Below are 15,862 nucleotides of genomic sequence, written 5' to 3'. Positions count from 1 at the left end.
TTCTTAGCGACCGACGGGAATAACTTCGACCTGACCATCACCCTCAGTCAGACCCATTTCTTCAGCTAGCGCGTTTGCGTGAGCAATCAGAGTGTCAACGATCTGATCTTCGGGAACGGTGTCAACAACTTCCCCGCGAATGAAGATCTGGCCCTTGCCGTTGCCCGATGCGACACCAAGGTCGGCTTCGCGAGCTTCACCAGGTCCGTTAACGACGCACCCCATGACGGCAACACGCAACGGAACACTCAGATCCTTAAGACCTTCGGTGACGTTTTCTGCCAAGGTCCACACGTCAACCTGCGCGCGACCACACGACGGGCACGAAACGATTTCAAGAGTACGATCACGAAGCCCCATGTATTCAAGAAGCTTGGTGCCAACCTTGACTTCCTCGACCGGAGGCGCAGACAAGGACACGCGGATCGTGTCACCAATGCCTTCTGAAAGAAGAACCGAGAATGCGGACACCGACTTGATGGTGCCCTGAAATGCGGGACCGGCTTCGGTCACACCGAGGTGCAGTGGCCAGTCGCCCTTTTCTGACAGCTGGCGGTATGCCTCGACCATGGTGAGAACATCATGGTGCTTCACGGAAATCTTGAAGTCGTGGAAGTCATTTTCTTCGAACAGTGACGCTTCCCAGACTGCCGATTCAACGAGGGCCTCGGGAGTCGCCTTGCCGTACTTCTTCAACAGACGAGGATCCAGCGAACCAGCATTCACGCCAATGCGCAAAGAAACACCGGCGTCGGATGCCGCTTTACAGATTTCTTTCACCTGGTCGTCGAACTTGCGGATGTTACCGGGGTTCACGCGGACAGCTCCACAGCCCGCATCAATGGCTGCAAACACGTACTTCGGGTTGAAGTGAATATCCGCGATAACGGGGATACGCGATTGCTGTGCGATGATCGCAAGCGCTTCAGCGTCCTTATCCGTCGGGCACGCAACACGAACGATGTCGCACCCTGCTGCGGTGAGCTCTGCAATCTGCTGCAAAGTTGCGCCGATGTCGTGGGTTTTCGTTGTGGTCATCGACTGGACGGAAACGGGGGCACCACCACCAACGCGAACATCTCCAACCATGATCGACCGCGTCTTCTTACGCGGGAACGGAGACGTCTTTACTGCGGGCATGCCTAAAGATATTTCACTCACGCGCTCATTATCTCCCACTTCGACTGTTTCGTCTTAGCGCAAAGGTGTGGGAAAGGTTAATGAAGATATGTCACTGCCATAATTGAGTCTCTGCATTTAAAAACTAAAGGACTCGAATTCATGGGAGAAACATGGAAACCCGCACTTTCATTTCACACCGGGCATCCGTTATCGGTGTTGATACAGGGTAACTCGGAAGCGACTGGGGGGTGATCCCGGGCGCACGCAACGGTGCGCAGGCACGTTCAAACGCGCCAGTTACTTCACTCCCCTCTCATCGCTGAGCTGAACGACAAGCTGGAAGAACTCTACGACCCCGCATCCGCATCCACGAGCACGAACGTTGGTCAGCAGAACAACAGAGCGCGAGATTAACACGCAGACGAGGTCGCAATCCACTGAAGGAGGGCAGCCTCGTCCTCATCTGTGGTGGACCACGAAATGACGAAACGAACCGCCAACCTGTCGGCGACCGGCGCCCACTTTTCGATGGCGAAACGCTCGCGCGCGTCCTCAGCCATTTCAAGCGAAAGAATCGGGAAGAGCTGGTTCGTCGGAGAATCCACCAGCATCTCAAAACCGGCGTCTTTGAATGCCCGTGCAATCCGCTGAGCGCGCTGGGTGGCCTCGCGCGTAATGCGCAGGTACAGACCGTCGGCGAACATCGTACGAAACTGCGAGCCCAGGATCCAGCCCTTCGACGCCAGTCCGCCGTGGATCTTCATCATCGCGCGCAGTGAGTAGTCAGCCTTTGACGCGTCGGGCAGGACGAGGGCTTCACCCATCATCATTCCGCACTTGGCGCCACCAATGGAGAACACATCGGTCAGCGTCGCCAAGTCAGCAAAGGTCACGTCATTTGCTGGCGACCCCATCGCATATCCCAAACGCGCGCCATCAACGTAAAGACCAACACCGAAGGAATGGCAGATCTCAGAAATCGCAGTCAGTCGTTCGCGCGAATACAACGTTCCAAGCTCCGTGGGCTGGGAAATATAAACCAGGCCCGGCGCGCTCACGTGCTCACGCAAACCGCCGTCGCGCCATTCAAGAAGAGTCGCTTCGAGTTCACCTGGGTCCATCAGGCCATCATGCGAAGGAATCGTGTGGACACGGTGCCCAGAGTTTTCAATCGCACCGGCTTCGTGGGTAGCAATATGACCGTCAGTGGTGGCAATCACTGACTGCCACGGACGCAAAAACAGGTCGATCGCAAGATCGTTAATCAGGGTTCCACCGGCCAGGAAACGAACCGCTCCACCGGGAATACCGCACTGGTCGAGGATCAACTTTTCAGCTTCATCGCAGATCGCATCCATTCCGTAACCGGGGAACTTCTGCATTCCAAATGCCGTCAAATCAGCAAGAATCTGCGGGTGAGCAGTCGCGGAATAGTCGTTCGTAAAAACAGCCTTAGCCATTTCAACTCCAGTTCAACGCAATGAAAGCGGATCAACGATGTCAGCGATAACGAGCACAATGCTCATCACTGCCAACAATGCTCCCATAACCCAGGTCAGCGGTAGTAATCGGGCGGTATCGACAGGGCCGGGATTCGGCTTTCCTCCCACGCGCGCCACTCCTCCGCGCACGCCTTCGTAGAGCGCACCGATGATGTGCCCACCATCGAGAGGCGGCAGAGGAATCAGATTGAAAACCGCCAACGCCATATTCAGCGAGGCCATGAGACTCAAAAGGAACGCAATCTGAGAACGCACATCCGCAACGCCAGTGCCCGCAGAATCACTGGTCACCTCACCAGCAATTCGTGACACTCCAACAATCGAAATCAAGCCTGACGAATCGCGTTCACTTCCCGTCACCATCGACATCGTAACGTTCCACAGGGACTGCGGAATCTTCGTCATTGCACCCACCGTGCCCGTGAACATGTAGCGATATTCCTTGGCCACATCCGACATCGAGGCCGCCGTGTATTCATATCCGGCAGTCACGCCCATCACGTACGTGCCGTCCTCCGTCTTACGCGGATATAACGAGGCCTCATGAAGGTCGCCATCGCGTTCAAATGTCACCTGAAGAGGCTGTCCATTGGACGAGGCAATGGAGTCTCTCAAGTCAGACCAGTCAAACAAGTCCCGACCATTAAGCGCGATGAGAGTGTCGCCACCGGTCAGGCCGGCCTCGTACGCCGGAGACGCAACGTTACCAGCGCTCGTCTGAATTGTGGGAGACACATCCGCAAGCGTTAACGAGGCAGTGCGGAAACCAATGCCGACCATCGCAATAACGAGGAAAAGAAACGCAAGCAAGAAATTCATCGCGGGTCCAGCCGCCATGACAATTGCTTTCTTCCACCACGTCAGACGCCAGAATGCACGGTGTGCACACCCTTCGGGCATTTCTTGGGCACTCTGGTGGCGCGCTTCTTCAGCAAGAGTCAGCCGTCCCTTCGAGTTCAGCGTGCGACGCCCCGGCCTGCCAGGAGCGAACATGCCGAGGATACGTACGTAACCACCCAGCGGAATCGCGCGAAAAACAACCAACGTGCCTTTGACTTCACGCGACACAATCTTCGGACCAAAACCGATCGCATATTCACTGACGACCGCGCCGAATTTCTTCGCCGGAACAAGATGGCCAAGCTCGTGAAGACCAACGGTGATGATGAAGCCGCCGACAACGGCAAGGATCCCCGCCAAGTAGCTCATGACCAGCTACTCACCAGCGCATTCGCCTGCGCACGCGCCCATTCTTCGACCCCAAGAATGTCATCCAACGTTGGGTCTGCAATACCGTCGTGAGACTCAACAACATTTGTCAAATAATCGACAATGCCCAGCCACGGTAGTTTCTTGGCTAAGAACGCATCGACGAACACTTCATTCGCAGCGTTGTACACCGCCGTGTGCGTCGGTGACGAGGCCACCGCATGACGCGCAAGATTGATGGCAGGGAAGGTATCACTATCGACCGGTTCAAAGGTCCAACTCTGCGCATCAACCCACGTCAGAGGCTTTTCCACGTCGTGCAGGCGCTCAGGCCACGTCAAGCCAAGCGCGATGGGCAGACGCATGTCGGGTGGCGAAGCCTGAAGCGTTGTTGCACCGTCAATCCACGTCACCATTGAGTGCACGATCGACTGGGGGTGAACAGTCGTCACAATGTGCTCGGGAGCCACATCAAACAGCAGGTGAGCCTCAATCAGCTCCAGCCCCTTGTTGACCAGCGTCGAAGAATTGATCGTGACAACTGGACCCATGTTCCACGTCGGGTGAGCAAGAGCAGCTTCCGGAGTGATATCAGCAAGTTCAGCGCGCTTCTTACCCCTAAACGGGCCACCCGATGCCGTCAGAACAAGATCGGCCACCTCAGTGCGGCCGGTGACCACCGGTGAAGTGAGGCCAGCCTCGTGAATTCCACTGGCCAGCGCCTGAGCGATAGCCGAATGCTCGGAGTCTACAGGCACAATCTGACCCGGACGCACGCAGGCGCTACGCACCAAATGGCCACCCACGACCAACGATTCCTTATTCGCCAAAGCTAGCGTCGCACCGGACTTCAAAGCAACCAGAGTGGGAAGCAAACCCACTCCCCCGGTGATACCGTTCAGGACAACTCCGTCAGGGACAAGTGAAGCCACTTGAGTTGCCCCGTCTGCCCCTTCGATAATCTGGGGGTGCGCAGACGAATCAATGGCATGAATCGCGTCGCGTAGCTCGCCACCAACAAGACGATCCACACTGACGACAGGAACATCGAACTCAACCACCTGGCGCGCAAGAAGCTCAATATTGCCACCGCCAGCAGCAAGACCTCGAATATCGAAACGCAACGGATTCGCGCGAACGATATCCAACGCTTGAGTACCAATTGAACCGGTCGACCCCAGCAGGACAATCGGCTGACGCGAAGAAGTCACGATTCGCCCTCCCGATCAGGAAACAGCCAGAAGAATCTCTACGGCGCGCCCAAGATAGGCGTCAACCGTTCCTTCCGTGTAGCCCTTCTTGCCACGAGCAGGCTGGAAAACAGCAAGACGAACGTCATCAACGCTCATCTCAGTGCCCTCGTCAAAATAGGCGGCCAAACGATCCAGCAGATCATCAACCTGAGCCGCGTCATATCCACGACCGGATTCCGGGTGCGAGAAACGCTCGCCCCGAGGACGCATCAGACGGTCGTACAGCGTCGTTGCGCGCTCGGCAACCTTCTCGAACCATGCGGCCTCGCCGTTAACAGCAATATGATCCGCACGATCACGCTGAACAAAGGCCGCTTCAAGACGGCTCATCGCGGAATCAACAGCATCAATCGCGTAGCCACGACGCTTCAATGGGAACGTCGCCTGGCGAACCTGCTGTGCAGAGAACTGCTCTGCCGGCAAGCCACCTTCATACGCCTGGCGTGCGTCCGCAAAGAAAGCGTCCACACGCTCAGTCGCGTAGCCGTGACGCCAGAAGCTCACTCGTGGGAAAGAGTCACTCATCGAGTCTCCTGAATTGAAGTGGAATCTGAATTGATAGACCGACGCTTCGCATTCGCTTCCTTCACTGCTGTTGCGAGCTGACCGCACGCACCATCAATGTCAGAACCGCGAGTATCGCGAATCGTCGTCGAAATCCCATTGTTGCGCAGAGTAGCGACAAATGTGTCCTGAGCACGCCGAGTAGACGCAGTCCAGATTGTGCCGGGAGTCGGATTCAACGGAATTGGGTTCACATGAGCCCACCCGCGACCGCGCTTATTGAGCTCATCAGCAAGCAATTGGGCACGATATTCCTGATCGTTCATATCCTTGATCAGCGCGTACTCAATCGACACGCGACGACCCGTCGCAACAAAGTATCGGCGAGCAGCATCAAGCAACTCCCCCACCTTCCAGCGCGAGTTAATCGGAATCAACTCGTCGCGAAGGTCATCATCGGGAGCATGCAACGAAACTGCCAACGTCACAGGCATGCCTTCTTTCGCCAGCTTGTCGATCGCGGGAACCAAACCCACCGTCGACACAGTGACGTTTCGAGCTGAAAGTCCAAAGCCTTCTGGGCTGGGATCAATCAGGCGGTGCAGAGTATTCACGACCGTGCGGTAGTTAGCAAGCGGTTCGCCCATACCCATAAACACAACGTTAGAGAGGTGCGTCGGCCCGCCGGAAAGCTCGCCATCACGACACGCAATCTGCGCTTGGCGCACCTGATCGACAATTTCGCCCGTCGACAGGTTACGAGTCAGCCCCATCTGGCCGGTCGCGCAGAACGGACACGCCATGCCACATCCTGCCTGCGAAGAAATACACAAGGTCGTGCGCTGCGGGTAACGCATCAGTACGGATTCAACGCGTGCCCCGTCGAAAAGCTCCCAAAGGTGCTTAATCGTCATTCCACCATCCGCGTGTTGCGCGACGACTTGGCGAACCAGTTCAGGCAACAGACCTTCACGAATTGCACCGTGCATCGATGCGGGAATATCACTCATCTTCACCGGATCGGCTTCGAAGTGATCAAAATAGTGTCGAGAAAGCTGGTCAGCACGGAAACCGGGAAGACCCAGATCCTTCAGGACTTGCTTACGTCCTTTTGCGTCCACGTCAGCGAGGTGAGCAGGTGCCTTGCCACGTTTAGCTGGCGCGAATGAAATCACCGGCTTCGCATCAGCTGACGTTGCTCCTTCTGGTGGCTGGTCAGTCGGACGCACTTCACGCCGACGCTGTTTTTCGAATTCGAGGCTCATAGGATTCCTTACAGCGTCCAGGTGAAGATCATAAACATAAGCGGTGCAACCATCAGCAGAGCATCAATGCGGTCAAGGACACCGCCATGCCCCGGCAGAATCTGCGACATGTCCTTCAGACCGGTTTCACGCTTGATTAACGATTCAGTGAGATCACCGAGCGTGCCGACAACACACGCAACAACGCCGGCAAGGAAGCCGAATGCCCAGTGTCCGCCAAGTGCCCAGAAAGCAAGTCCGCCAAGTGCGACAGAACCAATTGTCGAGCCGATGAAGCCTTCCCAGGACTTCTTGGGTGATAGTCGAGGCGCCATCGGATGTTTGCCGAATAGAACGCCTGCGACCCAGCCCCCGGTATCGGATGCGACGACTAAGCCAACGTAGGTGAGAACCACCCACGGGTTAGCGAACTGGCGCATCATCAGCACAACGAACGAGGCAAGGAAAGGAACATACAGCGCGGCAAAGACCGATGCGATAACGTCGTTAATCCGCCCCTTGGGGTTCGGATCCAAGATTCGCCACGCAACAACAGCGAAAATGGTTGTGTACAGGGCAAAGAGGAGCGCTTCTGCGCCAAGAGACCATGCGCACGTGACCATACCGATAGCTCCCGCATACAGCGGAGCCATCGTCAGCTTTGTTTCTAGGTGGGCGAATGCGCCACCTAACTCGTATAAACCCGCCAGCGACGCCAGCACAATGAACAGTGTCAAAAGTGGCGGTACATAAAACAAGCAGATACCGACGAAAAGAATCAAGACAACGGCAGTAGATACTGCTGCTGGAAGATTACGTCCCGCTTTCCCAGTGGCTGCCAGTGGTTCCTTCAACTTCGTTGGTTGCGGAGAGAAAAACTTCGCAACCAACGAAGGGGAAGAATGATCAGAGGCGCTCACAGCGTCAGGAGCTCAGCTTCCTTGGAAGCAAGAAGCTTGTCGATCTGTTCGACCTGCTTCTTCGTCAGCGATTCGAGGCTCTTTTCTGCACGATCGACCTCGTCTTCGCCGGCTTCGCCGTCTTTCTTCAGCTTATCGAGCTGTTCCTTTGCCTTACGACGAACATTACGAACTGCAACGCGGGCATCTTCGGCCTTGGTCTTTGCCAGCTTCACGTATTCCTTACGACGTTCTTCAGTCAGGGCAGGAAGAACAACGCGGACAACGTTGCCATCATCGGTCGGGTTCACACCCAGATCAGATTCACGCAGGGCCTTCAAGATCTCATTCGTGGCAGTGCGATCAAACGGGGAGATCAACACGGTACGAGCTTCAGGAATCTGGAAAGAAGCGAGCTGCTGCATCGGCGTGGGTGCGCCGTAGTAGTCGACAAGAATCTGCTCGAACATCGCTGCGTTTGCGCGACCGGTGCGGATATTGCCAAATTCGTGGCGTGCGGATTCAACCGCACGGTCCATCTTTTCCTCGGTTTCAAGGAGGATGTCATCAATCATTCGTGACTCCTATGTTGATCAGTCTTGTGCAGTCACAAGAGTACCGATTGTCTCACCCATCAGGGCAGCAGTCACATTGCCTGCTTCAGACATTCCGAAAACTCGTGTCTGTAAACCATTATCACGGCAAAGTGCCAAAGCTGTTGCATCCATGACCTTGAGTTCCTGAGAAAGGGCGTCCGAGTACGTCAGGAATTCAAGACGCTTCGCGTCCGGGTTCAGACGCGGATCATCATCGTACACACCGTCCACGCCGTTCTTAGCAACAAGAAGCTCGTCGCAGTGGGTTTCAAGAGCACGCTGAGCTGAAACCGTGTCCGTCGAGAAGAACGGCATGCCGGCTCCCGCGCCGAAGATAACAACGCGCCCCTTTTCCATATGGCGAATAGCGCGCAAAGGAATGTAGGGCTCACCAACCTGGGTCATCGTAATTGCGGATTGAACACGCGCAGGAACACCGGCTTGTTCGATGAAGTCTTGAAGCGCAAGGGCGTTCATCACCGTACCGAGCATACCCATGTAGTCAGCGCGCGAACGATCCATGCCTGCTTTAGCTAGCTGTGCACCGCGGAAGAAGTTACCACCGCCAACGACGACTGCGACTTCAATGCCTCGACGGACAGCAATAGCAATCTGCTGGGCAATATCGCGAACGACAGTGGGGTCAAGGCCAACGGCGCCACCGCCGAAAGCTTCACCAGACAGTTTAAGAAGGACCCTACGAGTATGAGGCATGCGCGTTTCTCCTGTTCACGCGGTAAGAAGCATTAGTACACAGGATAGCCGAATGGCCCCGCCCATTTGGGCGGGGCCATTCATGCGTTATCAGGCTCCGACGTGAACGCGAACGAACTCGGTCACCTTTGCGCCGGCCTCGGCAAGAACCTTGCCGACCGACTTAGAGGGATCGCGGGCGAACGCCTGGTCCACGAGGCAGTTGTCCTTGAAGTAGGCTTCCATGCGACCATCGACGATCTTGCCGACGATGTGCTCGGGCTTGCCTTCTTCGAGCGTGATCTTCGTGAGAGTCTCGCGCTCCTTCTCCAGAACGTCAAGCGGAACGGCATCGCGATCAAGGTATGCCGGCATGTAAGCGGCAATGTGCATTGCGATGTCGTGGGCAACGGAAGCACCAGGTGCGTCGGTGACGACGAAGACGCCAACCTGCGGGGGCAGGTCGGGGCTGGTCTGGTGCAGGTACAGGTCAACGTTCTCGCCCTCGACGCGCACAACGCGACGGATTTCGAGCTTTTCGCCGATGACTGCTGCCATGGAATTGAGCTTGTCCTGAACGGTCTCGTCACCCATGGGGGATGCGAGGAGAGATTCAAGATCGGATGCGCCCGAAGCAACGGCTGCTGCAAGAACCTCGTTTGCGAAGTCAATGAACTTCTGGTTCTTTGCAACGAAGTCGGTTTCGGAGTTGACCTCGACGAGGACGCCAACGCCATCGGCAACCTGAGCGACCAAAAGGCCGGCGGATGCCTGACGATCTTCGCGCTTGGAGAGCGACTTCAGACCCTTCAGGCGGATGATTTCGAGAGCCTTTTCAGCATCGCCATCAGCCTCGGTCAGAGCCTTCTTCACGTCCATCATGCCTGCGCCGGTCTGCTCACGCAGAGCCTTGACGTCAGCAGCGGTGAAATTCGCCATTGATGTCTCTTTCTACTTTGAAGTTGGTAAAGATCAGTTCTCGGCGGGAGCTTCGGTAGCCGGAGCTTCTTCAGCCTTGGCTTCGCCCTTGTCGCCTTCGAGGAGTTCGCGTTCCCACTCGGCGAGCGGTTCTGCAACGGTTTCTGCCGAGTCAGCGGACTTGCGGGTTTCAGAGCGAGCAAGGAGGCCCTCTGCGACTGCGTCTGCGATCACGCGGGTGAGCAGTGCAACTGCGCGGATGGCATCGTCGTTACCGGGGATGCGGTAGTCGACCTCGTCCGGATCAGCGTTGGTGTCGAGGATGGCGACGATCGGGATGTTGAGCTTGCGAGCTTCGGAAACCGCGAGGTGTTCCTTCTTCGGGTCAACGATCCAGATCGCGGACGGGGTCTTGGCCATGTCGCGGATGCCACCGAGTGTGCGAGCCAGCTTGTCCTTCTCACGACGCATCATGAGGAGTTCCTTCTTGGTGCGGCCGGATGCGGCGACATCGTCGAAGTCGATCTGCTCGAGTTCCTTGAGGCGCTGGAGACGCTTGGAAACGGTGGAGAAGTTGGTGAGCATACCACCGAGCCAACGGTGGTTCACGTACGGCATACCAACGCGGGTTGCCTGCTCTGCGACGGCTTCCTGTGCCTGCTTCTTGGTGCCAACGAAGAGGATGGTGCCACCGTGTGCGACGGTCTGCTTCACGAAATCGTAAGCAATATCGATGTCAGCAATGGTCTGCTGAAGATCGATGATGTAGATGCCGTTGCGCTCGGTGAGGATGAAACGCTTCATCTTCGGGTTCCAGCGGCGGGTCTGGTGACCGAAGTGGACACCGGACTCGAGGAGCTGACGCATAGTTACGACTGCCATTGAATCGTCCTTCCCCGCAAAACTGCGGGATCATGAGGGTTTTCACCCTCGGTTTCGGTTACGTGCTGTGCGCGGGTACGCAAGCCCTGGTGCCATGACTTAAGTTCACCTCGAAAGGACCTGGAACTTATGCCCACCGCGGAAGACCGCTGACGTGAAAATGGCACGCGAAGTCACCTGCAAGCAGGTGCTCGAATAGCTTATCTCATATGCCCTAATACTCCCTATTTCGCTTGATGTGACCCTCGTCGCGCGACTTATCCACAAATGCCCCACCCGATCACGGAGTATCCACAATGCGTACTCACCCCATTCGCCCTTTAGCCTGCGATCAACGACATTGAGTGCATGTTTCTTCGCAGTGACCGTTATGCACGTCTTCCTTTGGCGATCCTTGCCGCCTTGGCTCTGTTTTCTTTCCTATTGACGAGGCCGGCCAGCGCATCCATCTGGCAACACTGGCAGTGGCCGACCAGGAATGCGGTAAGCGTGACCAGGGGTTTTGATCCTCCGGCGTTACGGTGGCTTTCAGGTCATCGCGGAGTCGATCTGAAGGTCGATGCTGGCGCTACGATCTATGCCCCGGCTGATGGGATTGTAGAAGTGGCCGGCGAGATTGCCGGCAAGGGTGTTGTCTCGTTGTCCCATGGCCCCGTCCGTTCAACATACGAGCCCGTCGATGCTCTTGTGAACGTTGGAGAGCACGTCAGTGCGGGGACTCCCATAGCGACCCTCAGCGGCGGGCATGAGCCAGCAGGAGGTCTGCACTGGGGTGTCAAAACCTCAAGGGATCACTACGTTGATCCCCTACGGTTCTTAGTTGGCAATCTCGCCCTGAAACCCTGGGAGGGGAGCAAATAGGGCGGCTAGCCTCGTCAATCGTGGACGGGGCGAAGCTGGAGGGCAGACGAATGACTTAAGCGCGCGGGTGTGCCTGAGCATAAATAGCGGACAGTCGTTTTGAATCAACGTGCGTGTACCGCTGGGTGGTCTGTAAAGAAGAGTGACCCAGGATCTCTTGAACGCTACGCAAGTCTGCTCCCCCTTCGAGCAGGTGGGTCGCCATCGTGTGCCGTAGGGCGTGTGGCGCAAGATCTGGAACACCAGCACGGGTAGCTTCGCGATGGAACATGGAGCGAACAACTCGAACATCGATCCGCTTGCCGTGGTCACCAATGAACAGAGCATTCCCAGAGTCAGAATTGCTCAATTGCGGACGACCGCTAACCGTCCACGTCTGCACGGCTTCGAGGGCAAGATCGGTCAGCGGGACAACGCGTTCTTTGTTTCCTTTACCCAGAACACGTCCGGTGTGACCTGAATAATCGATGCTTGTCAGATTCAACCCAACTAGTTCTGAGATACGCATTCCCGACGCATAGATCAGTTCAAGGATCGCCCAGTTCCGCAAATCTGTTGCATCGCCTGAACGGGCGTGGGCACGCGCATAGTCCATCAGGGTTACAGCATCATTCAATGTCAGAACCTGAGGAAGGCGTTGATCTACGCGAGCAGACGCAAGCGATGCAGAAGGATCGTGAGCCAACACGTCATGGTCAATCGCCCACCGACAAAAGTTTCGTACGGCAGCGGTCTTACGTGACAGGGTCGAACGTGATGCTCCCTGCTCGCTCAGTTTCGCTAGCCACAGGCGAAGACGGCGCGTCGTCAAGCGAGCGTCTAGTTGCTCGTTCGTTGGATTCGGGTCAACGCCGATAAACTCAAAACATCCAGTAACATCGCCCGAATATGCCGTGATCGTATGGTCAGACAGCCGGCGCGTATGGGTCAGGAATGATACCCATGCGTCGAAGATGCCTAACTCACTCATGCCTTCATTATCAGCACCGAGCTCCGTCTTTGCGAGCCCAACCGCGGGAGTTAGAACGCACGTACCCCTCAAGTTCCAGTTCCGCGAGCGCCCGCAACGTTTCCTGTTCGCTCATGCCGGCGTTTGCAGCGAGGTTGGAAAGTGTTGAGAGGGTGCGTATGGGAAGGGCTTCCCATGCCCTGCGCGCGTGGGGTGAGAGTGCGTTGACTCCCTGATCTGGGCAGACGGGTTCACCGAAGAGTGTGCCCTGGAGTTGCGTGTGCAGGGGATCAATCATTTCGTGGATGTCGGATGCGTTTCTGATGAGCGTGGCACCGTTGCGAATGAGCTCGTGGCATCCCATTGAGGATTGTGAGGTGATGGGTCCGGGGACTGCTCCTACGGGTTTGCCTAGTGTCATTGCTCGTCTGGCTGTTGCGAGGGCACCGGATCTGGATGATGCTTCGATGACGACGGTGGCATCCCCCCAGGCGGCTAGCATTCTGTTTCGTCCAAGGAAGCGCCATTTTGCGGGTCTGAAGCTTGGTGGTACTTCTGAGACGATGGCTCCTGACGATTCGAGGATTGTTTCGAAGTCGCGGGTATGAGAGACGGGATAGGGGTTTGCTACTCCCCCGGCGAGGATGGCAATTGTCTGCCCGTTTACTGCGAGTGTTCCCCTGTGGGCGGCAATGTCGATGCCGAATGCTCCGCCGGAGAGGATGGTATCCCCTCTGTCGGCAAGGTCGGATGCGATGTCGAAAGCGTTCCTTATTCCGAGGTTTGTTGTTGCTCTCGCTCCGACGATGGTGACTGAGCGTGTGTGTGGGAGTGTGCCTCGGACCCATAGGCCAAGTGGTGTTGATTCTTGAAGGATGTTGAGTTCTTTGGGGAAGGATGGGTCTTCTTGGCTGATGAAGCGTCCGCCTAGGGCGCGGATTGCCGCGAGTTCTTGGTTGACGTTGTTGCGTAGTGCTCGTGGTTTGAAGCGTTTCCAGGCGTCTTCGAGTGTTTTTCGATGCTGTGACAGTGGTGGTGGGAGTGGGCCGGGAGAATCGGCGCGTACCCATTCGACTGATTCAATGAGTCCCAGGTGAAGTCGTAGAGCGTGGGCATGGGCGTCTTCGGGTTCTTGGATGCATGTCCACCATGCCCAGGCGAGGTCGCGTTCACTGATAGAAGGCATCGAGTGCTCCTGAGTTTCTCAGTTGTAGTGCCTGTGCAAGGTCGGTGTCGTTGGGTGTGGATCGTTCGTCTAGGTCGGCGAGGGTCCACATGAGGCGTAAGACGCGATCGGCGCCTCTCATGGACAGGATTCCTCTGTCGACGCCTTGATCGATGCGGTCGATGTATGTGCGCGCTATGCCCGAGTGTTGTCGTAACCAGGGGCCGGGAAGCTGACAGTTGAGGGTCCATCCTGTTCCTTCTAGGCGTGTGCGTGCCCTGTCGCGTGCGGCGAGTACTCTTTCGGCTACTTCTTCGGATGTGCGTCGTTTGCTGGCGTTGAGCTGTGCGCGGGTGGGGGCACGCATTGCGATTGTGATATCGATGCGGTCAAGCAGGGGCCCTGATAGTCGTGTGATGTACCTGCGTTTTTGGATGGATGTGCATCGACAGGGGCGAGCTTTGGTTCCGCCACCACACGGGCAGGGGTTTGAGGCGAGGATCAGTTGAAATCTGGCGGGATAGGTGGTGTGTCCTTTGGCTCGGTGGATCGTGATGACGCCTTCTTCGAGTGGCTGGCGCAGAGCGTCGAGGACCGAGGGAATGAATTCGGTTGCCTCGTCAAGGAACAGGACTCCCCCGTGTGCCAGTGATGCTGCACCCGGCATCGCAATCCCACTACCGCCACCAATCAGGGCCGGCATTGTGACGCTGTGATGAGGGGATTGGAAGGGTGGGGTGCGCATCAGAGTTGTGTGGTCTTCGAGGCGGCCTGCGATGGAATGAAGTGCGGATGTCATAAGGGCTGTTTGATCATCCATCGGCGGCAAAATCGTTGGCATACGTGATGCGAGCATTGACTTGCCAGAGCCGGCTTCACCGATGAGCAACACGTGATGACCTCCCGCGGCAGCCACCTCTAACGCGTCAACGGCTCCGTCTTGACCTCGTACATCTGCTAAATCTGAAACCGCGACGACGTTTTCTGTCACTCTCTCAGTCGGCAGAGCTTGGAAAATCGGGATAGGTGTTTTCGGACGCAGAGCATCTCCCCCAGCCCAGGTAACAAGATCAGCTAAGTGGTCGAAACCAATGACATCAATACCGTGGACAAGACGAGCTTCTAAGACGCATGACGCGGGAACGATGACACGTTGAATCCCAAGTTTCTTCGCCGACAAGACCGCGGGAAGAATTCCTCGGATTGATTGGATACTGCCGTCAAGAGCTAGCTCTCCTAATAGAGCAGCGCCTACAAATGCCTGTCTTTTCAGTGAGCCCGCAGCTTGAAGCACTGCGATGGCAATCGCAAGATCAAACCCTGAACCAGACTTTGGAAGACCCGCCGGCGACAGGTTCACGGTGATATGCGCGTCCATCACTTCCAAGTTGCAGGACTGCAACGCCGAGCGAACCCGGTCTTTCGCTTCACGCAAAGACGCGTCCGGCAGGCCAACCAGAGTGAACTTGACCAGTCCGCGCCCCACGTGTGCTTCGACGCGCACCCGATGGCCTTCTATGCCCACAAGTCCAATTGAATCAATGTGTGCAAGCGAGGCGTTCATGCGATGCCTCGAATCCACGCGATGTGCGCACCGTAGTCACGTAAGTCCGCATCTGGACCAGCCTCTTCAACGACTACACGCATTGCCGGATCGACAGTGATCGCAACAATGTCAACGCGCACGTGTCCACGGCACTCATGTGATCGTGCCCAAGCAACCGACAGCGAACGTAGTTGCCTGACCTTTCGATCATCAACTGATTCGAGCGCGCTCCCCTTTGCGTTCCCAAAGCGGGTTCTGACTTCGATGACAATCGTGTTCGAGCCGTCCGTCGCAATGATGTCGAGCTCGCCTGCCCTGCCGTTGCGCCAATTTCGATCAATAACCTGCAGACCGGCTTCGCTGATAAAGCGCGTCGCAGTGGCCTCGCCTAACACTCCGAGCTGACGGCGAAAATCGTTTCCCATACTGACCTCCGCACCAAGCGTCAGTCAGGAAAGCACAGAGAGAAAGTCAGCGAAAGCGAAATTGTGGATAAGTGGCACCCACCTGAAATTGTGG

Annotated in this window: 16 protein-coding genes; 1 reads left to right on the top strand and 15 read right to left on the bottom strand. The window is 56.4% G+C overall.

The window, feature by feature from the left end:
* Window positions 1-3: 3 nt before the first annotated feature.
* From ispG to rpsB, 11 genes are all read right to left on the bottom strand, one after another.
* The gene (gene ispG, locus PG731_RS06885) at window positions 4-1,140 is read right to left on the bottom strand and encodes a flavodoxin-dependent (E)-4-hydroxy-3-methylbut-2-enyl-diphosphate synthase (RefSeq protein WP_270773004.1); all 1,137 of its coding nucleotides are present in this window, start codon (window positions 1,138-1,140) and stop codon (window positions 4-6) included.
* Between the two features lie 392 nt (window positions 1,141-1,532).
* Window positions 1,533-2,582, bottom strand: coding sequence for a threonine aldolase family protein (locus PG731_RS06880; protein ID WP_270772982.1), 1,050 nt, complete (start codon window positions 2,580-2,582; stop codon window positions 1,533-1,535).
* 12 nt (window positions 2,583-2,594) lie between these two features.
* Complete coding sequence (locus tag PG731_RS06875; RefSeq protein ID WP_270772981.1) at window positions 2,595-3,833, bottom strand: M50 family metallopeptidase; 1,239 nt, start codon at window positions 3,831-3,833, stop codon at window positions 2,595-2,597.
* Window positions 3,830-5,044 carry a 1-deoxy-D-xylulose-5-phosphate reductoisomerase gene (gene dxr / locus PG731_RS06870; protein WP_270772980.1) on the bottom strand — a complete coding sequence of 405 codons (1,215 nt, stop codon included), beginning with the start codon at window positions 5,042-5,044 and terminating at the stop codon, window positions 3,830-3,832. The genes PG731_RS06875 and dxr overlap by 4 nt, the downstream gene beginning before the upstream one ends.
* A 15-nt stretch (window positions 5,045-5,059) precedes the next feature.
* Window positions 5,060-5,611 (bottom strand): DivIVA domain-containing protein, encoded by a 552-nt coding sequence (locus PG731_RS06865; protein WP_101627854.1) that lies wholly within the window; start codon window positions 5,609-5,611, stop codon window positions 5,060-5,062.
* Window positions 5,608-6,855 carry a 23S rRNA (adenine(2503)-C(2))-methyltransferase RlmN gene (gene rlmN / locus PG731_RS06860; RefSeq protein WP_270772979.1) on the bottom strand — a complete coding sequence of 416 codons (1,248 nt, stop codon included), beginning with the start codon at window positions 6,853-6,855 and terminating at the stop codon, window positions 5,608-5,610. Before rlmN ends, PG731_RS06865 begins: the two co-directional genes overlap by 4 nt.
* Window positions 6,856-6,863: 8 nt before the next feature.
* On the bottom strand, window positions 6,864-7,754 hold the full coding sequence (locus tag PG731_RS06855; protein ID WP_270772978.1) for a phosphatidate cytidylyltransferase: 891 nt from the start codon (window positions 7,752-7,754) through the stop codon (window positions 6,864-6,866).
* Window positions 7,751-8,308: a ribosome recycling factor gene (gene frr, locus PG731_RS06850; protein WP_195224481.1), complete on the bottom strand. Its 558-nt coding sequence runs from the start codon at window positions 8,306-8,308 to the stop codon at window positions 7,751-7,753. Before frr ends, PG731_RS06855 begins: the two co-directional genes overlap by 4 nt.
* An 18-nt stretch (window positions 8,309-8,326) precedes the next feature.
* A complete protein-coding gene (gene pyrH, locus PG731_RS06845) occupies window positions 8,327-9,043 on the bottom strand; it encodes a UMP kinase (RefSeq protein WP_101627858.1) in 717 nt (238 codons plus the stop codon).
* Window positions 9,044-9,133: 90 nt separating this feature from the next.
* Window positions 9,134-9,961, bottom strand: coding sequence for a translation elongation factor Ts (tsf, locus tag PG731_RS06840; RefSeq protein ID WP_270772977.1), 828 nt, complete (start codon window positions 9,959-9,961; stop codon window positions 9,134-9,136).
* Window positions 9,962-9,994: 33 nt separating this feature from the next.
* Complete coding sequence (gene rpsB / locus PG731_RS06835) at window positions 9,995-10,822, bottom strand: 30S ribosomal protein S2 (protein ID WP_006681171.1); 828 nt, start codon at window positions 10,820-10,822, stop codon at window positions 9,995-9,997.
* A 348-nt stretch (window positions 10,823-11,170) separates the two neighbouring features.
* On the opposite strand from rpsB, the gene PG731_RS06830 reads away from it, so the two are divergent.
* On the top strand, window positions 11,171-11,683 hold the full coding sequence (locus PG731_RS06830; protein WP_270772975.1) for a M23 family metallopeptidase: 513 nt from the start codon (window positions 11,171-11,173) through the stop codon (window positions 11,681-11,683).
* Window positions 11,684-11,738: 55 nt separating this feature from the next.
* Here the strand turns inward: PG731_RS06830 and PG731_RS06825 are convergent, their stop codons facing one another.
* The 4 genes from PG731_RS06825 to PG731_RS06810 are packed head-to-tail and all read right to left on the bottom strand — an operon-like array spanning window position 11,739 to window position 15,768.
* Entirely contained in the window at window positions 11,739-12,653 is a 915-nt protein-coding gene (locus PG731_RS06825; protein ID WP_270772973.1) for a tyrosine recombinase XerC, read from the bottom strand.
* Between the two features lie 10 nt (window positions 12,654-12,663).
* The gene (gene dprA / locus PG731_RS06820) at window positions 12,664-13,818 is read right to left on the bottom strand and encodes a DNA-processing protein DprA (RefSeq protein WP_270772972.1); all 1,155 of its coding nucleotides are present in this window, start codon (window positions 13,816-13,818) and stop codon (window positions 12,664-12,666) included.
* Window positions 13,802-15,361, bottom strand: coding sequence for a YifB family Mg chelatase-like AAA ATPase (locus PG731_RS06815; protein WP_270772971.1), 1,560 nt, complete (start codon window positions 15,359-15,361; stop codon window positions 13,802-13,804). Before PG731_RS06815 ends, dprA begins: the two co-directional genes overlap by 17 nt.
* The gene (locus PG731_RS06810) at window positions 15,358-15,768 is read right to left on the bottom strand and encodes a YraN family protein (RefSeq protein ID WP_270772969.1); all 411 of its coding nucleotides are present in this window, start codon (window positions 15,766-15,768) and stop codon (window positions 15,358-15,360) included. The genes PG731_RS06815 and PG731_RS06810 overlap by 4 nt, the downstream gene beginning before the upstream one ends.
* Between the last annotated feature and the right edge of the window lie 94 nt (window positions 15,769-15,862).

It is taken from the genome of Pauljensenia sp. OF14-1SRA, assembly GCF_027694595.1.
In the GTDB taxonomy this organism is placed as follows: domain Bacteria; phylum Actinomycetota; class Actinomycetes; order Actinomycetales; family Actinomycetaceae; genus Pauljensenia; species Pauljensenia turicensis_B.
Note: the sequence above shows the minus strand (reverse complement) of the source record. Positions and strands in the feature narration are given on the sequence as shown.